General features: G+C 35.9%; 21 protein-coding genes. 19 read left to right on the top strand and 2 right to left on the bottom strand.

What is annotated here, in order from left to right; translation table 11 throughout:
* The first annotated feature begins 41 nt into the window (after positions 1-41).
* The 16 genes from XYLOR_RS06020 to XYLOR_RS05945 all read left to right on the top strand — a co-directional run bounded on the left by XYLOR_RS06020 (position 42) and on the right by XYLOR_RS05945 (position 16,112).
* Positions 42-788, top strand: coding sequence for an alpha-1,2-fucosyltransferase (locus XYLOR_RS06020; RefSeq protein WP_169730557.1), 747 nt, complete (start codon positions 42-44; stop codon positions 786-788).
* Positions 789-796: 8 nt separating this feature from the next.
* A complete protein-coding gene (locus XYLOR_RS06015) occupies positions 797-1,888 on the top strand; it encodes a polysaccharide pyruvyl transferase family protein (RefSeq protein ID WP_036877788.1) in 1,092 nt (363 codons plus the stop codon).
* A gap of 3 nt (positions 1,889-1,891) precedes the next feature.
* Positions 1,892-3,034, top strand: coding sequence for a hypothetical protein (locus XYLOR_RS06010; RefSeq protein WP_154655682.1), 1,143 nt, complete (start codon positions 1,892-1,894; stop codon positions 3,032-3,034).
* Positions 3,031-3,885: a glycosyltransferase family 2 protein gene (locus XYLOR_RS13305; protein ID WP_051508903.1), complete on the top strand. Its 855-nt coding sequence runs from the start codon at positions 3,031-3,033 to the stop codon at positions 3,883-3,885. The genes XYLOR_RS06010 and XYLOR_RS13305 overlap by 4 nt, the downstream gene beginning before the upstream one ends.
* A 220-nt stretch (positions 3,886-4,105) precedes the next feature.
* Positions 4,106-4,999: an NAD-dependent epimerase/dehydratase family protein gene (locus XYLOR_RS06000; protein WP_036877786.1), complete on the top strand. Its 894-nt coding sequence runs from the start codon at positions 4,106-4,108 to the stop codon at positions 4,997-4,999.
* Positions 4,978-6,123, top strand: coding sequence for a glycosyltransferase (locus XYLOR_RS05995; protein ID WP_036877785.1), 1,146 nt, complete (start codon positions 4,978-4,980; stop codon positions 6,121-6,123). Before XYLOR_RS06000 ends, XYLOR_RS05995 begins: the two co-directional genes overlap by 22 nt.
* 93 nt (positions 6,124-6,216) lie before the next feature.
* On the top strand, positions 6,217-7,266 hold the full coding sequence (locus XYLOR_RS05990) for a glycosyltransferase family protein (protein ID WP_036877784.1): 1,050 nt from the start codon (positions 6,217-6,219) through the stop codon (positions 7,264-7,266).
* A gap of 81 nt (positions 7,267-7,347) precedes the next feature.
* On the top strand, positions 7,348-8,007 hold the full coding sequence (locus XYLOR_RS05985; RefSeq protein WP_036877782.1) for an acyltransferase: 660 nt from the start codon (positions 7,348-7,350) through the stop codon (positions 8,005-8,007).
* 107 nt (positions 8,008-8,114) lie between these two features.
* Complete coding sequence (locus XYLOR_RS05980) at positions 8,115-9,209, top strand: glycosyltransferase (protein ID WP_036877781.1); 1,095 nt, start codon at positions 8,115-8,117, stop codon at positions 9,207-9,209.
* A 393-nt stretch (positions 9,210-9,602) separates the two neighbouring features.
* Positions 9,603-10,403 carry a LicD family protein gene (locus tag XYLOR_RS05975; protein ID WP_036877779.1) on the top strand — a complete coding sequence of 267 codons (801 nt, stop codon included), beginning with the start codon at positions 9,603-9,605 and terminating at the stop codon, positions 10,401-10,403.
* Between the two features lie 154 nt (positions 10,404-10,557).
* Positions 10,558-11,289, top strand: coding sequence for a WecB/TagA/CpsF family glycosyltransferase (locus XYLOR_RS05970; protein WP_374057286.1), 732 nt, complete (start codon positions 10,558-10,560; stop codon positions 11,287-11,289).
* A gap of 35 nt (positions 11,290-11,324) precedes the next feature.
* Complete coding sequence (gene gmd, locus XYLOR_RS05965; protein ID WP_036877778.1) at positions 11,325-12,410, top strand: GDP-mannose 4,6-dehydratase; 1,086 nt, start codon at positions 11,325-11,327, stop codon at positions 12,408-12,410.
* A gap of 378 nt (positions 12,411-12,788) precedes the next feature.
* Positions 12,789-13,964, top strand: a complete 1,176-nt coding sequence (locus XYLOR_RS05960; RefSeq protein WP_036877777.1) for a dienelactone hydrolase family protein — start codon at positions 12,789-12,791, stop codon at positions 13,962-13,964.
* A gap of 271 nt (positions 13,965-14,235) precedes the next feature.
* On the top strand, positions 14,236-15,372 hold the full coding sequence (locus XYLOR_RS05955) for a dTDP-glucose 4,6-dehydratase (RefSeq protein ID WP_036877776.1): 1,137 nt from the start codon (positions 14,236-14,238) through the stop codon (positions 15,370-15,372).
* Between the two features lie 97 nt (positions 15,373-15,469).
* Complete coding sequence (locus tag XYLOR_RS05950; protein WP_036877775.1) at positions 15,470-15,694, top strand: hypothetical protein; 225 nt, start codon at positions 15,470-15,472, stop codon at positions 15,692-15,694.
* Positions 15,687-16,112 (top strand): DUF2335 domain-containing protein, encoded by a 426-nt coding sequence (locus XYLOR_RS05945; RefSeq protein ID WP_036877773.1) that lies wholly within the window; start codon positions 15,687-15,689, stop codon positions 16,110-16,112. The genes XYLOR_RS05950 and XYLOR_RS05945 overlap by 8 nt, the downstream gene beginning before the upstream one ends.
* 78 nt (positions 16,113-16,190) lie before the next feature.
* On the opposite strand, the gene XYLOR_RS05940 is transcribed toward XYLOR_RS05945, so the two are convergent.
* A complete protein-coding gene (locus tag XYLOR_RS05940) occupies positions 16,191-16,976 on the bottom strand; it encodes a LytR/AlgR family response regulator transcription factor (protein WP_051508902.1) in 786 nt (261 codons plus the stop codon).
* Positions 16,973-18,037 carry a sensor histidine kinase gene (locus XYLOR_RS05935; RefSeq protein ID WP_036877771.1) on the bottom strand — a complete coding sequence of 355 codons (1,065 nt, stop codon included), beginning with the start codon at positions 18,035-18,037 and terminating at the stop codon, positions 16,973-16,975. Before XYLOR_RS05935 ends, XYLOR_RS05940 begins: the two co-directional genes overlap by 4 nt.
* A gap of 232 nt (positions 18,038-18,269) precedes the next feature.
* Between XYLOR_RS05935 and XYLOR_RS05930 the strand changes: the two genes are divergently transcribed.
* Genes XYLOR_RS05930 through XYLOR_RS05920 form a run of 3 tightly spaced genes read left to right on the top strand, consistent with a single transcriptional unit; the run spans position 18,270 to position 23,857 of the window.
* Positions 18,270-19,325, top strand: a complete 1,056-nt coding sequence (locus XYLOR_RS05930; protein ID WP_051508901.1) for an efflux RND transporter periplasmic adaptor subunit — start codon at positions 18,270-18,272, stop codon at positions 19,323-19,325.
* 13 nt (positions 19,326-19,338) lie between these two features.
* The gene (locus tag XYLOR_RS05925) at positions 19,339-22,485 is read left to right on the top strand and encodes an efflux RND transporter permease subunit (RefSeq protein ID WP_051508900.1); all 3,147 of its coding nucleotides are present in this window, start codon (positions 19,339-19,341) and stop codon (positions 22,483-22,485) included.
* Positions 22,486-22,489: 4 nt separating this feature from the next.
* A complete protein-coding gene (locus XYLOR_RS05920; RefSeq protein ID WP_051508899.1) occupies positions 22,490-23,857 on the top strand; it encodes an efflux transporter outer membrane subunit in 1,368 nt (455 codons plus the stop codon).
* Positions 23,858-24,101: the final 244 nt, after the last annotated feature.

Raw genomic sequence — 24,101 nt, 5'->3', positions numbered from 1 at the left:
GTAACCGTTTGTGGTCTCTGATGCCCACTTTATATAAAAATATGAAAAATAATTTTCATATTTATGTTATGTTCCCTGATCCGGAATTTGAAAATTTTGATAATCTCAAAAAAATAGGAAATGTACATATTGTATTCAATTATTATAAGATAAAAATACCAATATTTAGAAAACTATTTAAGTTCATATTTAATGCTTTATTAAATAGTATTATAGCAAAAAATATATATAATATGCTAGCAAAAAAATATCCTGATAATTTTATTAGCGGTTGGAATTCTATAACATCTTTCAATACTCAAATGAGTGAGATAGAACGCATAAAAATGTTGGAATATTATAGACCTAATATAGATGTCATTAAAAGATGTCGAATTTTATTTTCTAAAATAGTTAAAGATGCGGATATTATATTGGGGGTTCATATTCGTCGTGGGGATTATAAATATTATTTAGATGGAAGGTACTATTATTCCGTAGAAGAATATATTGATTATATGAGGCGCCTAATTTTCTTGTTCCCACAAAAGCGTGTATCATTTTTTATTTCGACTAATGAGAAAAATATTGAAATTCCTTCTGATGTCAATTTTTTTATTAATAACAATGCAACAGTTGTAGATGATTTGTATTGTCTTTCTTTATGTGATTATATAGTTGGTCCCCCTTCAAGTTTTTCACGTTTTTCTTCTTATATAGGGCAGGTCCCAATTCATCAAATTAAAAACATGAATGAAGAAATTAGTATAGGAGATTTTTTTATAAATAATAATTATTTGAACGATTAATATTTGGCATGAAAGTTTATATATTATCTTTACCATTACATACGAATATTGGAGGTATTCTTCAAACTTTTGCTTTGCAGAAGACACTTCAAAACTTAGGGTATGATACTTATGTAATAAAAAGAAATTTATATGGTTTTGGATTCAAGGCTGCCATATTAAGAATACGTGATAAAATAAATGATAAAATTTTTAATAATATTAAAATTGACAAGAACTCTATTTTCCGTCATATAACAGGAGATTTATTTGCACAGTCTTATTATATAAGGCCTTTTATCAGAAATAATATTAAGGAGTTATATATTAATGATTTGAAACAATATCAATGGAAGGATTCAGATGCAATAATTGTTGGCAGTGATCAAGTTTGGCGGATGAATTTTTTTAATCCGATTCTTGATGCCTATCTTAATTTTTTAGGTAAATCAAAAATTCGAAGAATAGCATATGCTGTATCTTTTGGAAGCTCTGAAATAAATTATCCTAGCGACCTAATATTAAAATGTAAGCCTTTATTGAAGAACTTTTCTGCTATTTCTGTAAGAGAAGATACTTCTATACGGGTATGTAAAGAGGTCTTTTCGATTAATTCTAGTTTAGTTCTTGATCCTACAATGTTACTAGATATATGTGAGTATAAGAAAATAGCATCTTCAATATTGAATAAAGAAAAATCATTCTTATTTTCTTATATACTTGATAGTAGTATTAGTATAAAAGAAATGTTATATAATATCTGTAATGAATTAAAATTATCAAATATCGATTTTAGAAATGGAGATTATATTAAACCATCTGTTGAATGTTTTTTGGCTAATTATTTAAATTGTGAATATGTTGTAACTGATTCTTTTCATGGAACAGTGTTCGCATTGCTTTTTCATAAAAAATTTGTATCTATTGCAAATTATAATAGGGGTATAGACCGTTTTAAATCACTATTAAGTTTAGTTGGGTTAAGTAATAGATTAATAGACTCTAATAAGATAGAAGATGTGATGTATATCCTGAAAGATGATATAAACTGGGATGACGTTGATAGAAAAATTATGTCATTGAAGATAAACTCAATTAAACTATTAAAAGAAAATCTATAATAGATGAAGATACTTGTTATTTTATTATTAGCCTGTGACTGTTTTGGGAATGTACCTAAAGCAGATGTGTTACTAATTCCATTTTGTATTTGTGGAATCTTTATGCATTCAAAATTCTACGCAGATGATGTTAACAAATGTATAAAACTAACAGTTTTAGGATTGCTTTTAAGTATGGCATCTTGCTTTTTCTTTAGAGGGCAAAGTTTGTGGGCATCACTTCAAGCATTACGTTTTTATTGGCTAATTTGTTTTTTCTTTTATCTTTCAAGCCAAAATATTGAGATTAAAAGAATAGAAAAAGGCCTATGCCTATTTTATTTTATTTTTATAATAGCTTATATCCTAAAATGGATGTTCCCCTCCTTAAAGATAGGCATGGATTTTAATGATAATTCTATTGATAATACAAAGAATGTATTTTTATTGGGAATATTTATTTTGCCCTTTGGCTTTTTTTATTATCTTAATAAATTATTTAAAAGATTTAAAACCAAATATATGTTCTTTGTCCTATTAGCTGTTCTTATATGGTTTAATATGGGTAGTAGAACAAATATAGTTGGAGGAATAGTTTCATTTTTGTTTATGTATTTTCATTATTTCCCTATATCTCGTATAAATATAAAGCATCTTAAGTTTGCTATTACTTTAGGTCTGTTCATCTTTCTTTTTTTACAAATTCCAATAATACAAGAATCACTAAAAGTTATTCAAGAGAAGCAACAATATGGTAGTACATTGGATAATCAAGATTATATAAGAGTACAACAGTTCCATTATTTTACGCAGGATCACTTTAAAAATATATTTGAGTATTTTCTGGGATCAGGAATGCCTCATGGAACTTCAGCATATGGCCAAAAAATGTTATCACACGGAGAGATTGGAGGAATTGTTACAGGATGGTTTGATTGGGGATTGATAGGGCTTAGTTGGGTCGTTGGTATATTTACAGTATTTATGTTATTCTATTTATATGTGAAAATTGTCAGAAGCAAACTAAACGATGATTTTTTTTACTTGAAAAGTATATATCTGTTTTACATTATTACGTCTCCTTTTGCTATATTATCTTTTGAAGGCGGAGCTTTTATTTTACAGTCATATTTGTTGTACATATTTTGTAAAAAGCGAATTAGATGATAACTGTTATTATTCCTCTTTTTAATAAAGAAGCCACGATTGGCCGAGCTATTGAGTCTATAATTAAGCAAACTATAAAAGATTGGGAGCTAATAATTGTTGATGATGGGTCTACTGATAATAGTGCAAATGCTGTAAATAAATATATTTCTGATGAAAGAATTTCTTATCATTATAAAGAGAACGCAGGCGTTTCTAATGCGAGGAATTTCGGCCTAAAATTAGCTAATGGGGAATGGGTTATATTTATTGATGCGGATGATTATTTTTTGCCCTGTGCATTTCAAATTTTATTAGGGACGGTTAAAAAGTTTGGGACCATGATTTCAACAGCAAACTTTTATGTTGAAAAAAATAAAGTACGTAATAAATATTCCAAATGTAAAAAAGAGCGTATTTCTAAAAATAATTTTAGAGATTGTTTTTGGAGACAAATCTCGCCTAGAGCTGGATCTACTTTGATAAAAACTTCTATAGCTAAAACATTTCCATATAATGAGAGTTTATATCGATATGAAGATGGGGAAAATCTCTGTTTTTTGATGCGAAAATATAAGATCGCAAATAGCCCAGTTCCTGTAATGGTATATTCTTTGGACTCTCTTTCTTTGAGTAAGTCATTATTTGATATAAAAAAAGATTTTATATCAGTAATGATTTTTGAGAAGAAAAATTTTTGGGAAAAAGTTTGGTTAGGCGAATTGCTGATACAAGGATTAATTTTGTATAAAGCAGAGAGAGCTTTTTTAATAAAAAAGTATCTGATTTATTTATGGATTCTACCAATTACAAAGGTGCTAATGCTTGTGAGAAAATTACATTTCTTTATAGAAAAGATTTTCAAAGCATAGCTTATTTTAAGTGTTAATTATACAGAATGGCAACCATTAAAATAAAAATACACCTAATTATTATCTTTGATAATGTGTGATATTTTGTGGTTCGTTTTTTGAAAGAAGTTACAATATGTGAAGGCGCTATTGTTGATCTAAGTAGTGCCATTACAAAAGATACACCTGCTTGTTTACTTGTTGCAGGTAATCCGGCTAAAGTTATAAAAAAAATAAAGGAATGAAAATACTCATTGTTGGTTCAAAAGGTTTTATAGGAAGTCATTGTGTCGATTATTTTTCTCGTGATAATGATGTATGGGAATGTGATGTAGTTCTTGAGTATGGTAATGATCATTATTTATCAATAGATGCTGTAGATAGTGATTTCTTGGAATTATTTAGGAAACACCAATTTGATGTTTGTATTAATTGTTCAGGAGCAGCGAATGTTCCTTTTTCTATGGAAAAACCATTTAATGATTTTAGGCTTAATACATATAATGTTTTAAAATTACTTGAGGCTATAAGATTATTTTCTCCAGAATGTAAATTTATAAATATGTCTAGTGCTGCTGTGTATGGAAATCCTATTTCATTGCCTGTTAGTGAAAACAGTAAAACACAACCAGTATCTCCTTATGGCTGCCATAAAATTATGACAGAAATGATATGTAGGGAATATAGTTCTTTTTGGAATGTACAGACGTGTTGTTTGCGTATTTTTTCTGCATTTGGCCCAAGATTAAAAAAACAAATATTTTGGGATATGTACAAGAAGTTTAAAGAACAAGACACCATAGAATTATGGGGGACAGGATCAGAATCAAGAGATTTTATTTATATATCAGATATTATTGATGTAATAGATCTTGCTATAAAAAATAGCACTTTTAAATCAGAAATCGTAAATGTAGCAAATGGATGCCAAATAACGATTTCTGATTTAGCTTATATTTTTGTTAAATTACTTGGAACAGAAAAAAAGGTCGTTTTTAATAATGTCGTTCGTGTTGGAGATCCTATTAATTGGGAGGCTGATATAAGTATAATAAAGTCTTGGGGATATAAGCAAAAGGTTAATATAGAAGAAGGAGTAGAAAAATATATTATATGGCTGAAAAACAACAAATAGCAATTATATATGAAAATCTGACTGGCTGGGCTGGTGGAACATTATATGTATTAAATCTAGTTTCATCACTATCATTATTAGATGAATGTGATAAACCAATAATTCATTTGTATTGTGTGTCAAAAAAAGATTTTTATTCTTTTCAAGAAATCACAAAGTATCCATACCTTAAAATGGAAAAACTATACAGGAATCCTTTTATAAAGGCACTAAATAAGGTTTTCAGGTATGTTAAGGCTTCACCTTTATCTTTTTTTGGAATTGATATTTCAAAGACAAAGGATGTTTTCGTCTTCCCTGTGCGTTCAAGAAATATAATGAGTAATGATCATAAAATTTTGGGTTGGATTCCTGATTTCCAAGAATTGCATTATCCCGAATTTTTTAGTAAATCTGAATTAAATTACCGAGATAAAGAACATCGTGATTTCTTTTTGAGTAAAACACCTGTTGTATATAGTAGTAAAGACGCGTTCCAAGATTTTAAAAAATACTATCCTGAATACGACGTAAAATCTTTCATATTACCTTTTGCAGTAACTCTTCCAGATTTTTCTGATTTAAATATACAACATGTCAAATCAGAATTTGGGATTAATAAAAAATATTTCTTTTGTGCTAATCAATTTTGGGTTCACAAAAATCATATGTTTCTTTTTCGAGTATTTAAAAAATTAATAGATAAAGGATTTGATTATCAATTAGTTTGTAGTGGAAAATTATTAGATTCAAAAAAGGATAAATACACTCAGGAAATTAGAAGCTTTTTGCAACAAAACAACCTGCAAAATCGTATAGTAATATTGGGGTTTATTGATAGAAAGAAACAGTTATGTTTGATGAAAAATTCATATGCAATTATTCAACCTTCTCTTTTTGAAGGTTGGAGTACTGTAGTTGAGGATGCGAAGGCTCTAAATAAATATATATATCTGTCAAATTTGAATGTACATATAGAACAAGCTCCAAAAAATGTTTGTTATTTTAATCCAAATGATGAAGAAGATTTAATAGATAAATTGCAAAATGTTCATCCGAATGAAATCAAATATGACTATAAAATTGATATAATGAATTTTGGAAAATGCTTTATAAAAATCATTAATGAATATGGTAAGGAGTAATATAAAAATATAAATGATAAAATAAGATAAGTGAATGGTGGTATTTATTTTAAGCAGCGAATATTTATTGAATAATTATAATCTAATACAGTTATGAATCGATTAATTATAGCAGATATAAAGAGTCAAAACTCTAATGGTAGGTGCATCGGACATTATTTTGCAGTAGCTCATAATTATTATGAACTTTTTAAAGATTATGTAGAAACTTTAATTGCTGGTGGACCAATTTACCAGCAACAATTTAAAGAAAATCTTTTATGTCTTCCTTTTGATGCTTGCGTAAATGAAGATTCCTTTTTGAAATGTAAATTACATTCTTTGAAAAATAGCAAAGAACTATTCAAAGAAGCTAAAGATGATATTATTGTTTTACAACATGCAAGTGCTGCAACTGTCATACTTTCTATAGTGATGTTTTTCCATAGGAAGAGCAAACTATTTCTGATCCAATATAATGATGAAGCTATTAATACTCTATTTAAGCGCATGATGTATAAACTTGCGAAAAAAAAGATCAATGGTGTTATTTGTCCTAATGAGAATATAGGAAATTTATTTGGACTACCATATTGTGTAGTACCTGATTATATATTTAACTCTAAATGTAAATCAGACGTTATTCCTTTTACAGAAAAAAAATATGATGTTTGTTTCGTTGGAAGAATAGAAAAAGAGAAAGGTGTAATAGACGTAGCTAAGAAAATTGCAGGTACAAAATATAAAATGATAATTGCAGGTAATATTCGTGTACCTTATTTAAAACGAGAGTTAGAAAAAATTTGCCAAAAATGTGATAATATAAGCTTGCATATAGGATATTTATCTGATAATGTATATTATGGGTATATTAATGATAGTCGCTTTTGTATATTGAATTATCAAGGTGATTATTCTAACCGTAGTAGTGGGGTCGTCCTAGATACAATTTTCCATGATGTACCAGTTATTGGTTTGGATTGTAAAGCTCTGGATTTTATAAAATTGTTTAATATGGGCCATGTTTATGATGATTTAAAAAATCTTGATTTAGATAGAGTGTTGACAGAAAAGAACTATAATGAGTATTTGAAAAATATTGAATTATATAAGTTAAAACATATCGAATATAAGGGGAAACTCGTTAGATTTTTAGGCTTATGATAATTATATAAACGTTTAAAGTTCTGTATGGGATATCTTTTAAAAATATTAAATTAGTACTTTCTAAAATATTAGCTAATTATGAAAATCTTGAATGCCTTACTTTCACTTCCTAAATCTCTATATATATGTTTTCTTAATTTGCCATTAAGAGAAGCTCTAAAAATACCAATTTTTGTACACTATAATTCTAAAATTTCTATAAAAGGGAAACTGTGTATAAAGGGTTCTGCTTCTTTTGCGCAAATTAGGATCGGATTTCATAAAGTTCCTGTTAAACACAGCTCTGAGACTACCATCTTCAATGTGAAAAAAAATGGATTTGTTTACTTTGAAGGTAAAACTCATATTGGAAAGGGGAGTATAATTAATGTAGAAAGAGGAGCCAATTTAATATTAGGTGATAATTTTGCGATATCTGCTTCATCTGTAATTAGTTGTTATAAACAAATTGAGTTTGGCAAAAATGTTCAATTGAGTTGGGATGATTTAATAATGGATTCAGATACTCACATAATATATAGTGAAGATGGCTCTATTTTGAATGAAATAAAGCCAATTGTATTTGATGATAAAATTTGGGTTGGATGTAGATGCACTGTTCTTAAGGGTACGCATGTACCTCATGATTGCGTAATAGGTGCATGTAGTCTCGTAAGCGGTGATAAGTTCGAGCCAAACACAATTATAGCAGGTAGTCCGGCAAAGTCTATAAAAAAGATAAAAACCTTTAAGATATAATGATTCCAATTATTGTACAGATACATGATCTTTTATTTTGAGCATATAAATACTTTTAGTTATTATAATATAAATATAGAATAAATCAGACTGAATTAATTGAGTATATGAAACCTAAAATACTATTTATAATGCATATGCCACCACCTATTCATGGAGCTGCAATGATAGGACAATATATACATGAAAGCAAACATATTAAGACTAATTTCGACTGTCATTATATTAATCTTGCAACATCTATGGATTTGCGTGATATTGGTAAGTTCAAAATCCGTAAATTATTTACTTTCATATATATGCTATTAAAAATAGTATATAGCATAATGACAATTAGACCTCAATTAATTTATATTACTCCAAATGCATGTGGAAAGGCTTTTTATAAAGATTTTATAATCGTAATGCTACTAAAAATATTTGGATTTAAAATAATTGTTCATTATCATAATAAAGGTGTCGCTACAAACCAAGCAAATATATTTGATAACTTATTGTATAAGATGTTCTTTAAAAACTTGAAAGTAATATTATTAACGGAATCATTGTATACAGATATAAATAAATATGTAAGTCGGGATAATGTTTATATTTGTCCAAATGGAATACCTGAAATCAATAATCCTTTAAAGGATGAACATTCAAACTTTAATATATTATTTTTATCTAACATGATGTGCGAGAAAGGCGTTTATATATTGCTAGAAGCGTGTAAAATATTGAAATCTAAGGGACTTCATTTTTGTTGTCATTTTGTTGGAAAATGGAGCAATATTAGTAATGAAAATTTCCATAAATATGTATTTGATAATAATCTTTCGACTTGTGTGACTGCATATGGCGCAAAATATGGAGAAGAAAAAAATAAATTTATGTCAAATGCTGATGTCTTTGTACTCCCTACTTATTACCAGAATGAATGTTTCCCTTTGGTATTATTAGAGGCTATGCAGCAAAAAATAACATGTATAGCATCTAATGAAGGAGGTATTCCTAATATTATTGATGACTGTAAAACAGGATTCATCATATCTAAAAAAGACCCTAAAGAATTAGCACAAAAAATAGAATATCTTTATAATCATCCTGATGAGAATAAACTTATGGGGGAAAATGGATACAATAAGTATTGTGCAAATTATAAACTGGATATATTTGAGCGTAATTTTAAGGATATATTGATAAATGCAATTTCCAAATAATGAAAACGTTAGTTTTTTGGGGGAAAGTTTGTCATATACATGATTCAAAGTTAAAAAAATAGATCTTTAGTACACCGTTACAAGTACGATTTAAAATATGCTGCAAATGCATAAAATTTAATCGTAGTGCTTTTACTATAAGACTGAAGTATATATAGCATTAATAATTATGTAGTACATAAGTTGAAGAATGTTTTATTATCATTGAATAGAACAAAGAAAGTTTTAGTAATTGTGAATAAAATATAAAATCTGATCTGTATTTAAGTCAAAGTATATTTGACTTCGATTAAGTTTCAGATAATTGAATGGTTGTAGCATTTAAAAAATAAAATAGCAAACATCGATTTTATTAATATTAGTCAAAATATTTTGGATATTAATTAATGACACATGGATAATAAAATTAAAGAACTTCATCATCGATTGGCTTTATTGATGCATGAAATACATAAAATTTGTATCGAAAATGATATAAAGTATACAATGATTGGTGGTACTTTAATAGGTGCAATAAGGCATAAAGGCTTTATTCCTTGGGATGATGATATAGATATTGGTATGACTTTAGATAATTACATTAAATTTAAAAATATCGTATTTAATAAAAAATATGATTGGATTGATTTTGATTTAGCAGGCATAACAAAAAACTATTTTTGCACGTATATTAAAGCTTATGATACTAGAACTATGTTTATAGAGAATGGCGTTAAAATATCAAGAGGACTATTTGTCGATATTTTTCCTATAGTAAAAGCTGGCGATACTAAATTAGAAGCATTATACGAATTTGCAAAGCATAAATATTATCAGTCTATATTAAAAAGAAAATCACAGGCATATAATACATTTTTTGTAAAAGAACTATTTTTGAAATTTTTATCAAAAAGTTATGAAACAGATAAATTAATGATTTTAATTGATCTTCATTATAGCATTATTGACAAGAAATATAAAAAATATTCTTCAGATATGGATGGCACTAAGAGAGGAATCGTTTTAACCCAGTTGTTTGATGAATATTGTTTGTATAAATTTGAACAATATGAATTTATGGGTATCAAGAGAGCTGATGAGTATTTAAAAAAAGTTTTTGGCGATTATATGAAATTACCACCTGAAGAAAAACGTGTACCTAATCATCTGATATACCTTGATTTGGATTTATCATATAAAAAATATTCTTTATAGTGCATCTGATTTATCATTCAGTATAGAGAGATTTAATGATTATAAAAATATGTACGAGAAATAAACTTACTTATGAGTTATTTTGCAACAGAATTTTCATCATCGGATTACACGTTTTATTTTCCGTGTTTTTCAATTATATAAGTAGTATTCAATGAAGAAAAACTTTATGTTTAAAATAAATGGTGCAAGTATCGTTAGTGATAGGTACGAACTATTAGCATTGCCAACAGGCAAAAAACTTATCAATACAATAAATGCACACTCTTACAATATGGCACAAAAGGATGATTTTTTTGCTGAAGCTTTGAATAATGGGGATGCTTTGATACCAGATGGTATATCAATACTTAAAGCATATAAATGGAAACATTGGAAGAATGCTCCTAAAGAGCGTATAGCTGGTGCTGATTTATTCAATATAGAGATGGAGCGACTTAACAATAATGGAGGAAAGTGTTTCTTTCTGGGTAGTAGTGAGACAGTACTTTCGCTTATACGTAAGCGTGCTGCTATAGAGTATCCTAATATTAAGGTCGTTACTTATTCTCCACCATACAAACCTGAATTTGATGATGATGAAAACCGAAATATGATTGAGGCTGTGAATAGGGAAAATCCCGATCTTTTATGGATAGGTATGACTGCTCCTAAACAAGAAAAATGGGCTTATCAGCATTGGAATGAGTTGAATATAAATTGTCATTGTGGTACAATAGGAGCCGTTTTTGATTTTTATGCAGGAACGGTGAAACGTGCTCCTATATGGTGGCAACAGCATGGTTTGGAATGGCTATATCGCCTGATTATGGAGCCTAGACGTATGTGGAAAAGATATATAATAGGCAATGCTATGTTTCTTTGGAATATTTTGGGAGAAAAATAATTATAGAATTAAAATAATTTTACATTTATAATACAATGGATAAAAAAGTTGCACTAATCACAGGAATTACCGGACAGGATGGTTCTTACCTGGCAGAGTTTTTGATAGAAAAAGGCTATGAGGTACATGGCGTCTTACGTCGTTCTTCTTCATTCAATACAGGTCGTATAGAACATCTGTATCTAGATGAATGGGTGCGTGATATGAAAAAGACCCGTTTGGTAAATCTCCATTGGGGTGATATGACAGATTCTTCTTCATTGGTAAGAATAATAAGTGAGATAAAACCTACTGAAATATATAATCTAGCAGCACAGAGTCATGTAAAAGTATCTTTTGATGTCCCTGAATATAGTGCGGAAGCAGATGCGGTAGGTGTTTTACGTCTGCTAGAGGCTGTCCGTATTTGCGGTTTGGATAAATGCTGCCGTATATATCAGGCTTCTACGTCAGAACTGTTTGGTAAGGTGCAGGAAGTACCCCAGAAGGAGACAACTCCATTCTATCCCCGTAGTCCTTATTCAGTAGCAAAACTTTATGGTTATTGGATAATGAAGAACTATCGTGAGAGTTATGATATGTACTGTTGTAATGGTATATTATTCAATCATGAGAGTGAGCGCCGTGGTGAAAACTTTGTGACTCGCAAGATAACATTGGCGGCCTGTCGTATATCTCAGGGCTATCAAGATAAATTGTATCTAGGTAATATGGATGCACGTAGAGACTGGGGCTATGCCAAGGATTATGTGGAGTGCATGTGGCTTATACTGCAACAGGAAAGACCTGATGATTTCGTTATCGCAACAGGTGAGATGCATACAGTAAGAGAATTCTGCACACTTGCATTCAAAGAAGCCGGAATAGATTTGCGTTGGGAAGGTAAAGGCGCAGAAGAGAAGGGTATTGATGTGAAAACAGGTAATATCCTGGTAGAGGTTGATCCAAAATACTTCCGTCCCTGTGAGGTAGAACAGTTACTTGGTGATCCGACCAAAGCGAGAACAACTTTGGGCTGGAATCCAACGAAGACAACATTCCCGGAATTGATTAAAATAATGGTTGAACATGATATGAAATTCGTGCGTAAATTATTTATTAAGGCTCAAATAGCAGAGTAGTAATTATACCATGAACACATTAAATATTCTGACCATGTTAAAACAAGGAGTCATAAACAACCCCTTTTAAAAATATAAATAGATTAAATTATTAAATAGGCTTTTACGCCGTATACTACTTTGAAGCCATATTGCTTTGTCGATCATCTTTCGTGATTCGGCAAAGCAATAATAATATAAAATATATGAAAAATATAAGTACAAAGGCTTACATGAATGCCGTAAGTGTCCAAAATAAGGGTATTGGGTGATACATTAATATATGTTACTTTTGCACTTGAATAAAATTATAGAAAGATGGAGAGTACAACGGATTTTGAAAAGTTACTTTTTCTGTACAAGACAGAAGGCAAAAACATGTAGATAGAATCATTTATTATGATATTAAAAAACTGTTTATTGACAATAATATTTCTGCTGTTATCTGCTATCCCGGTAAAGGCACAAAAGAAATCGGAGACTCCACAGAAGAGGGATGTCTTTGAGTATACTTTTGATCTACCTAAATATGTGGAACAACTAAAACTAGAACTTACTTATCCTCTCGCCTGGCGTAACCAGCAGAATATGCCTTTCGACTTATGGAAGGAAAAGGCTCGCGCCAAGGTGTTGGAATGCATGATGACTCCTCCTAAGGCTGCTAACTGTTTTGATCCGGAAATCATTGGCAGGGAAAAGCGTGACGGGTATGTGGCTTTGAAGGTAATGTTCAACATCAATGCTTACAGCCGTATCATGGCTTATATCCTGGTGCCGGATGGCAAGGGGCCTTTCCCTGCCGTGAACCTGCTGCATGATCATGGTGCTCATTTCTTTATAGGCAAAGAAAAGATGATACGTCCTTTCGGGGTGTCACAGGAGGTGACTGATGATGCTCAAAGCTGGGCGAACACGCTCTATGAGGGACAGTTCGTAGGGGACTATTTGGCCAAACATGGTTATGTGTGTTTCTCCATAGATGCTCCTTTATGGGGAGAGAGAGGGCGCGAAGAGGGTGTGGACCGCAGTAAATATGATGTCATTGCGGGAAACATGATGATGCTGGGCCGTGATCTTTGTGGTTTCATGCATTATGACGATATCGCTTCTACGGATTTTATGGCGACATTGCCTTATGTGGATAAGGATCGTATAGGATGTATGGGATGTTCTATGGGGGCTTATCGTGCATGGATGCTTTCGGCTTTAAGTGACAAGGTTAAGGCGGGGGTGTCTGTCTGCTGGATGGTAACGACGGATGCACAAATGAGTACTGCCGACAACAAACGGGAATATGGTGGATTTGCAAATTGTCTCCCCGGTCTTCGTCAATATCTTGACTATCCGGATGTGGCATCTATAGCGGCACCTAAGCCGATGTTGTTTATTGACGGAACGAAAGACCATCTGTTTCCTATACGTGGGGTAAAAAAGGCGTTTGAAGAGATGCATGAAGTATGGAAAAGTCAGGGGGCAGACGATAAATTAGATACGGAGATATGGGATATACCTCATAGTTGTCATAAGGATGTTCAGTTAAAGGTGTTGCATTTCTTGGATAAGTATCTAAAGTGAAGAAAACAGCAATCAGTCTAGAGATTTTGCAAAGTTGCTTTTCTGTACAAGACAGAAGGCTAACAAATAAATCTATCTATGAATATTATATTAAAGTTATTTTATTTTGATTATAAAAAATATTACTGTAATTTTGTAGTTGATTTATACAATGGGCAATCTTATTTTTAAAATATAGATGATTCTACTGATAGATTAATCAATGAAATAGACATTATTGGCTATAAACGCATTGATATGTCTGAAGAGGATGACTGGTAAATAGAAATATATGAAAAGAAATATCTTAATAACAGGTGGTGCCGGGTTTATCGGCAATCATGTGGTTCGCTTGTTCGTAAACAAGTATCCGGAGTATCATATCATCAACCTGGATAAGTTGACATATGCGGGTAATCTGGCTAATCTCAGGGATATAGAGGGGATGCCTAACTATACGTTTGTGAAGGCTGACATATGTGACTATGAGGTGATAAAGAAGCTGCTGGCGCAGTATGAGATAGACGGGGTGATACATCTGGCAGCAGAGACGCATGTGGACCGCTCGATAAAGGATCCTTTCGTGTTTGCACGGACTAACGTAATGGGTACGCTGACGTTGCTGCAGGCGGCTAATGAGTACTGGGAGAGCAGGCCTGAGGGTTATGAGGGCAAGAGGTTCTATCACATCTCTACGGATGAGGTGTATGGGGCGCTGGAGCTGACTGACCCAGAGGGAATAGAGTCGCCTTTCACGACGAAGGCTTCGTCGGCAGAGCATCATCATGCTTATGGCCGTGAGTTCTTCCTGGAAACGACGAAATATAATCCGCACAGTCCTTACTCGGCGGCTAAGGCGGGGAGTGACCACTTTGTGCGTGCTTTTCATGATACGTACGGCATGCCTACGGTGGTGACCAACTGCTCTAACAACTATGGGCCGTATCAGTTCCCTGAGAAGTTGATTCCGCTATTTATCAATAACATCCGTCATCGTAAGCCGTTGCCTGTATATGGTAAGGGTGAGAACGTGAGAGACTGGCTGTATGTGGTGGATCATGCGAGGGCTATAGATGTGATATTCCATCGTGGCCGTGTGGCTGAGACGTATAACATCGGTGGTTTCAATGAATGGAAGAACATCGACATCATAAAGGTGCTGATAAAGACGGTGGACCGTTTGCTGGGCAGGCCTGAGGGTGCTGATAATGATCTGATAACTCATATATCTGACCGTAAGGGTCATGATGTGCGTTATGCGATAGACAGCCGTAAGCTGAAGGATGAGCTGGGCTGGGAACCGAGCTTGCAGTTTGAGGAGGGTATCGAGAAGACGGTGAAGTGGTATCTGGACAATCAGGAGTGGATGGATAATGTGACAAGTGGTGACTATCAACGATATTACGTGGATATGTATAAGGGGAGATAAAAATACACAGGTGTTGCACTTTAACACATAAAACATTGCTTATTATAATTAATTTATTAACTTTGCAACTGAAATCAAACAAAAAGGAGAATATTATATGTGCATAATCAAAGGTGTCAAACATTTTATGTCAAATGGGGCAAAAACATTTCGTAGTGCTTCGTCTGGTAAATACGATGTGGAATCTGATTCTGTAAAGGAAATTCGTCGAGAAATGTTTGAAAAATCAAAATCAGATTCAGTTAACTTACGTTCAGATCGTGAAAAAATAGGGCGTGACATGCGTAATGGCTTTAACAAAGTAGCAATGAAAAATGGCTAAGCAATCAATAAAACGCAGCGAAACTCACGTATCTACTAGTAATGGCGTAGGCAATCAATTGGAACAGACTGTTACCGTAGAGGATAGTTCCATGCCTTCACCAGAGGAATTAACTAAATATATAGCGATAGACCCCAAAATTCTTGATTATTTTATTGCTGCTTCGGAAAAGGAGCAGGAGCATCGTCATTGCTCAGATATGAAGAAATTAAAAATCATAAGCAATGCTGAACGTAGAACAGGACGAATAAATTTTTTCGGAATGTTTTTTGCTTTTTTGTCAATTGTTGTATTTATGGCCGTGGCAGGATTTGCTCTTTATCTGGACCATCAATGGTTTGCAGGATTTTTCGGTATGACAGGTTTAGTTACAATAGTTTCAATATTTGTGACTAAAGATGATAAAAAAAAGAAATAGAAAACGTCTAATGCTTTTATGTGTTGTACCTCCCCCACGATGATTGCATCGTGGGGGAGGTACTTTTTTGTAATGGATCTATTTGTTGAGCCATTCTTTAAGCTGGGGGGCACGCTCACGACTGCACATTAGCTCAACATTTTCATAGCCTTGAAGGCATATACGCAGTTTACCACCAAAGTGGGTCTTAAGGCTGCTCACACTGTTGATACTGACAATATACTGACGATTTACACGAAAGAATTGATCGGGATTCAACTGACGGTCTATCTCGTCAAGCGACATCGAAAGGTTATAGAACCTACCTGTATGGAGATATATTTTTGTTTCTTTGTATTCGGTGCAAATGAAACTGACATCATTGGTATTGACTATCTCAAAACCATCTTTGTAGGGAATGAGAAACCTTTCACGATATTGGTATCTGTCTGCGCGCATCTGGGAAATGAGTCTTTTAAGCCCTTGCATCTCGGCTGATTGTGCCTTGATGCTTTCACCGCGCAAACTATTGATGTGGTTAAGTGTTCGGCGTAATTCTTCTTCTTCAATTGGTTTCATCAGATACGCCAGGCCGTTATACTGAAAAGCTTTCAAGGCATATTCGTCGTAGGCCGTGGTGAACACCAGACTGGAAGTTTCATTAAGGGCATCAAGGGCATCGAAACTGATACCGTCGTTCAACCGTATATCTGCAAAGACAATGTCGGGAGCCATTGCTCCCTGATGGGTGCTAAGCCATTGCCTAGTCTCAGAAACAGACTCTAACGGGCCTTCTATAACCATGCCGGGATCATAATCAGAGAGTAACCGGCGTAACCGATTGTAGTTGCGAAATTCGTCTTCTATAATCAATACCTTTATCATTTTCCCAATTTTATTAGTGGAAGGATTACTGTGAAGTTCTGACCGTCACAGTTTATGGTTGGCTGCTCGTCTGAGAGCAGGCGATAGCGTTGTTGCAGATTGGCAAGTCCCAACTTTGTAGATTCTACCTCGGACGAAAGGTGCATGATAGGGTTGCTAACCACTATATGCTGTTGGTCTATGCGGATATTGACCACGAGTGGATGCGCTGCGCTATGAGCATTGTGCTTGATGGCATTCTCTACCAACAGTTGGATGACGAGAGGTGGTACACCAAGTGTCTGTATTGTGGTGAGTTGTTCGGCTGTAGGGAATATGACCCGAATGGCGTTGCCAAAGCGGGTGCTGACCAGATGAACGTAAGAGCGGAGCATACGTAACTCGTTATCGACGCTGACCAGATGGGTGCTCATATTGACGAGCTTATATCTATAGACCCTTGACAGGCTTTCGAGAAACTCGTGGGCTTCTTTGGGGCTTTCTTCAATCAGGTCGGAGAGAATACTGAAGTTATTAAACAGGAAATGCGGGTCAACTTGTGTCTTTAGTGCTATCAGCGATGTCTGCAGGTTGATTTCACGTTGACGGATATTGTCCATCTCAAGATGGTGTTTCTCTTCTGCCTGACTCTTATATATCTTCTGAAAAGATATGTTGGCGTGGATGCCGGATATAAAAGTGGCAACAAGGCAGAACAGATATACTGTCTTGATGTACTCCTGACGTGGCAATGCTCCCCAAATGAGTGTCAGGCCTTTGGTCATGAGTATGGCTGTAAGAAGATTGGTGGAAAGCAGCATGATGGAATAGATAAACATCTTGCTGCTATAATGCTGCAGGGGCTGGAATATGCGGATAAAGAAATAGTTGAAAAGCAGCGAAATACTAAGATATGCTGCCATCATAGTTCCATCTAAGAGAAAGTCGTATAAAGTATAGGCAACTTTGGTGTCATCAGGATCGCCGTAGCCCATTACATAAATGAACACGAATGATACCACTATGGCTATGAACCACAGTTTGGCATATAGCAGAATACCATTATAGAATCCTTTTTTCATATACATGAGTATGTTATATTATTTGCAAAATTAGGTAAAAAAACGGAAACAAGTAGGAAAAGAAGTACTGAAACGTATAAAACAGCTGTTGAAACGGAAAAAAAGCATTCGAAATATCAACAATGACGGTTCAGTGGCCTTTTGTTCCGCTTCGGATAGTTTCTCTTTTATTCGTATTGAGTATAGCCGTATCTTTGCTATGGGAAAATATTTAGTATCAAACATATAATATATGAAAAGAATTTTTTTGGTGATGTTGGTCTTTCCATTTATACTGACGGCTTGCAAACAAAAAGTGACAATAGGAAAAACTCCTGTCAAAGAAAATTTTAAGACATTCGTCGTGAAGAATGAACCGGCCACACTGACTTTGAGTTATCCTGCTACTCTGCGTGGCAGACAAGATATCGCAATCTATCCGCAAATAGAAGGAAAAATTGTGAAAGTGTGCGTGGAAGAGGGACAGACGGTAAGGAGCGGGCAACCGCTTTTCATCATAAATCAAGCAGGTTACCGAGCTGCACTGGCTACTGCACAGGCTAACATACAGGCCGCGCGTGCACGGGTAGATAATGCTTTGCTGATGCTTCAGAGCAAACAACAGCTTAAACGGCAGAAGGTGATATCTTCATTTACAGTTGCGCAGGCGGCCAATGCACTGAAAACCGCCCGTGCCGAAATGGCACAGGCATATGCGGAGAAAAGCAATGCAGCCAACAATATGTCGTATACGATAGTGCGCAGTCCGTCGGCCGGGGTGGTGGGTACTCTTCCGTATAAAATAGGGGCGCTCATTTCGCCATCAATGTCTCAGCCGCTGACTTATGTTTCTGACAATATAAGGATGGTGGCCTTCTTCTCTCTTAATGAAAGTCAGCTTACATCGCTTATCAGGCAATACGGATCTAAAGCCGGGGCTCTGAAAGAAATGCCTCCTGTAAAGTGGAAAATGAGTGATGGCAGTGTCTACGAATTTAATGGAAGGATTGTTACTATCAGTGGACTTCTTGATGAACAGACTGGATGTGTGAGTGTACGTGCCGTTTTTAATAATGACAGGCAACAGCTGATAAGTGGGGCTACCGGTAATGTGCTGATGCCGATGAAAATATCTAATGCTATCGTTATTCCGCAGACTGCTGTAAGCGAATTGCAGGATAAAATGGTTGTATACCGCATCGTGAATGGTAAACCGATAATGACACAGATTAAGGTTTTTCATATTAACGACGGCAAGAACTATATTGTGACGGAAGGTTTAAAGGCAGGAGATAAAATTAAAATGTAAAAGGATCTAATATATGAGCTTTAAAATATTTATACAGCGACCGATTCTCTCTGCTGTAATCTCTGTACTTATTGTACTGATGGGAATAGTTGCACTCTTTTCGTTGCCTGTTGAGCAATATCCGGATATGGCACCACCAACGGTCAATGTGATGACAACATACCCGGGCGCCAATGCCGAAACTGTAATAAAGAGTGTACTTACACCGTTGGAGGTTGCCATAAACGGTGTGGAGGGTATGACATATATGACATCTTCGGCAAGCAACTCGGGTGATGCAAGTATTACTGTATTCTTTAAGAATGGTGTTAATCCGGATATGGCTGCCGTTAACGTGCAGAACCGTGTGCAGGCTGCTCTGTCTAATCTGCCGGCCGAGGTGACCAAACAGGGGGTAATGACAGAAAAACAGCAGAACTCTGAGCTGATGACAGTCTGTCTATATAGTGAAGATGGAAAGTTGGATGAGAACTTTCTTAACAACTATATGAATATCAATGTGGTGCCGCGTCTGAAACGAGTAATGGGTGTGGGAAAAGTTATGCTATATGGTTCGGATTATAATATGCGTCTGTGGTTGAAACCTGATAAGATGTCGCAATATAAGCTTATACCTGATGATATAAGTAAAGCTCTTGCTGCACAGAATATTGAGGCGGCTACCGGAGCCTTTGGAGAAAATCACGATAATACATATGTATACACGATGAAATATCGCGGACGTCTCTCAACTCCTGAGGAATTTGGTAATATCGTGATACGCAGTCTTGCTAATGGCGAGGTTCTTAGACTGAAGGATGTGGCAAAGGTGGAGATGGGCAGCGAGACTTACAACTACACCACATCACTAGACGGACATCCGGCTGCGTTGGCGATGATACAGCAGAGGGCAGGAAGCAATGCTTCAAAAATTATCAATGAGATAGACGGGGAGTTAAATAAGATGGAGGCTCAATTGCCTGCTGGGGTGAAATTTCAGAAGATCAATGATACCAACCACTTTCTGAATGCTTCTATCAAGGTGGTGCTGCATACGCTTATTGAGGCTTTGATTCTTGTTATCCTTGTGGTATATGTGTTTTTGCAGGATATACGTTCTACGTTAATCCCTTCTGTCAGTATAATAGTATCGCTTATAGGCACATTTGCTTTCATGCAGTTAATAGGTTTCAGTATAAATCTGCTTACGCTCTTCGCACTTGTACTGGCTATTGGTACGGTGGTAGACGATGCCATCATTGTGGTGGAGGCGGTGCAAGCTAACTTCGACAATGGCTATAGATCACCATATCTGGCCTCGCGCGATGCCATGGGTAATGTAGCCAAGGCATTGATAACATCGACCATAATCTTTATGGCTGTTTTTATTCCGGTGAGTATGATTGGCGGGACATCTGGAATGTTCTATCGCCAGTTTGGTCTTACGATGGCTGTGGCTGTAGGAATTTCGGCTGTCAACGCCTTTACACTGTCACCGGCTCTTTGTGCCTTGCTGCTTCGACCTTATATGGACGAGAACGGGGTACAAAAGAATAATTTTGCAGCACGTTTTCGAAGAGCTTTCAATTCGGTGTTTGATGAGATGAGCCGTAAATACGCTCAGGGGGTGTTGCGCTTTATACGTCATAAGTATTTTGCCTTTGCCATCATCGCTGTTGCAGGACTGATTCTTGTAATCTTGGTGAAGAAAACGCCAACAGGTATTGTGCCGGATGAAGATACCGGTATGCTGTACGTTAATATGACGACTAAACCAGGAACTTCTATGAGTGAGAACGCAAAGGCGCTGCACAAGATGGAAAAGAAACTCAGAACTATTCCGGGTATTGCACATTATGCGATGACTAATGGATACTCGTTTACATCATCGGGTTCAAATACCGGAATGTTCTTCGTTCCACTGAAAGAGTGGAAGGAGCGTAATGATGATGAGAGTGTGGCTGCCATCACGGCAAAAATAAATGAGGCAGCACGTAGTATTCCGGAGGCTGATGTACTGGTGATGACACCACCAATGATTCCGGGATTTGGTATGAGCAGTGGTTTTGAACTGAATCTGCAAGACCGTACCGGGGGGAGTATTGAACGATTCCAAAAGGTGAAGGATGATTTTGTGGCAGCACTTGGCAGACAGCCGGAAATAGGTACGGCTTATTCAGACTTCAGTGCTGATTATCCACAGTTCTGGGTGGATATTGATGCTGCAAAATGTCAGCGGTCGGGTATTACACCGAATGAGATTCTAGAGACGGTATCAAGTTATTATGGAGGGGCGTATATTTCTAATTTCAATAGATTCTCCCGTCTTTATAATGTGACGATGCAGGCAAGTCCGGAATATCGTGTGACGAGTGAGTCGCTGGATCGTATCTATGTGCGTCTTGCTAATGGTGAGATGGCTCCGGCTTCGTCTTTTATGAAACTGACTCCGACAAAGGGACCGCAGAATCTGAATCGTTTCAATCTTTTCAGTGCTATCAATATCACAGGAAACCCGGCTAAAGGAAGGAGCAGCGGTGAGGCTATGCAGGCAATTGCACGTGTGGCAAAGCAATCATTGCCACTGGGGTACACATACGAATGGGGAGGAATGAGCCTTGAGGAAAGTCAGTCGTCTAGCAACTTTATGTTGGTCTTTATGCTCAGTTTCCTGATTATATATCTGGTGCTGGCTGCACTCTACGAAAGTCTGGTCTTACCGTTTGCTGTCATCATCACGGTGCCTGTTGGAATCCTAGGCAGTTTCGTGCTAGCACAGGTGCTGGGGTTACAGAATGATATTTACATGCAGACCGGGATCGTGCTACTTATCGGACTGCTTGCAAAGACGGCCATCTTAATTACGGAGTATGCTGTGGAACATCGCAGAAAAGGCATGGGACTGATACAGGCTGCGTATAATGCCGCAAAAGATCGTTTCAGACCTATCTTGATGACCGTACTGACGATGGTACTTGGAATGGTGCCTTTGATGATAGCCACCGGAGCAGGAGCCAAAGGCAGCCGCTCGTTGGCAAGCGGAGTGGTAGGTGGCATCATAATGGGAAGCATAGCTTTACTCTTCTTAGTACCGGCTCTCTTTGTGGTGTTCCAATGGATACAGGAGCATTGGATGCCGCGTAGACTTATTGACAATAAAGAAATAATAGAAGACAAATAGAATAATGATAAAGAAAACAGTATTGGCTTTTGCCTTATTGATCGCCTTTGCCTCTTGTGCTACTTTCAAAGACTACAAGCCACAACGGGTGAAGACAGACAATATAATAAGGAAGGAACTTCAAGACAGTTTGTCGGTTGGTGATACAACGGCTATGCTGCACTGGCAGGATTTCTATAAGGACAGTTGTCTAGAAGCGCTCATAAGTGAGGGATTGGAACGGAACAGTGAACTGGAACTGGCGCGACTTAGAATAGATGAGGCTGTTGCGGCACTACGTGGGGCACGTGGACTGCTGCTGCCTTCGGTGTCTGTAGCAGGTGATGGAAATATCAGCAGTTTTGATGGAACAAAGTCTGTAAAGACTTATTCTCTGAGTTCAACGGTAAACTGGGAGGCTGATATTTTACGTAAGCAGGGAAATGCAATAAAGGGTGCTTTGGCTGCAGTAGACGAACGAAAAGCTTATCGCCAGTTGGTGCAAACACGACTAATAGCAACTATCGCCCAAAACTATTATACCCTTGAAATGCTTGATGCAAAGAAAAAAGTGACAGAAGAGACAATAGAGAGTTGGCAAAAGCAGATTGCCATATTGCAGGCTTTGATGACTGCCGGTGATACTGACAGGGGTATAATAGCACAGGCGGAGGCGAGTAGATACGAGGCTGAAACTATGCTTAGGATGATAGACAAGCAGATATTTGAATCTGAGGGGAGCCTCTCGACTTTATTGGGCAGGACTCCAACTCCAGTCAAGCGTGGTAATTTTACTATTCATGACTTTTCTGATCAGGTGGTGAGACGCATCCCAATAGCTGCGCTTGCCACTCGACCGGATGTAAGGCAGGCTGAGGCAGCGTTGCGTTCTGCTTTCTACCAGACCAATGTGGCACGCGCAGCATTCTATCCATCGCTTAGATTATCAGGCTCTGCGGGGTGGACCAACAATGGCAGTGTGGGTATTGTAAATCCGGGTAGTATCCTTATGCAGGCTGTTGCCTCGATAGCCCAGCCTGTCTTTGCAAATGGGCAGAATAGAGCCAATTTAGCCATAGCCAAATCGCAGCAGCAACAGGCTCTTGTGAGTTTCTGTCAGACTGTGCTTGATGCAGGAAATGAGGTGAACAATACTCTGAATGCTTATCAGACAGCAACGCAAGTGACTGGCTTGCAAGAGCTTCAGATCAGAAAGTTGCGTGAAACAATATATGCTGCTGATGCTCAGATGCAATATGGCGACGGTAACGCTCTTCAGGGTATCATCGCCCGTCAGTCGTTTCTTGCCGCTCAGTTGCAGAAGCTTTCTTCGGAGTATGAACAGATAGAAAGTTATATTGTACTATTCCGTGTGCTTGGGGGAGGAATCTGAGGATAGATGTAAAGAAAAAGTGAATTGTTGCTTAGAATAAAAATAAAATCACTATATTTGCAATAAATAAAGATATGCAATGCACTGAGTGACATGTTAAAGCATATACAAATGCCAGAGCATTAACTCATGAGTGGATTGATAATGTGACAAGTGGTGACTATCAACGTAATTTGTAGATATGTGTAAAGGGGAGATTATAATTTCCGTATAGGAAGAATGCCGGTACAGATGACTCTGTATC

The sequence above is a fragment of the Xylanibacter oryzae DSM 17970 genome (assembly GCF_000585355.1).
Lineage (GTDB): Bacteria > Bacteroidota > Bacteroidia > Bacteroidales > Bacteroidaceae > Prevotella > Prevotella oryzae.
Note: the sequence above shows the minus strand (reverse complement) of the source record. Positions and strands in the feature narration are given on the sequence as shown.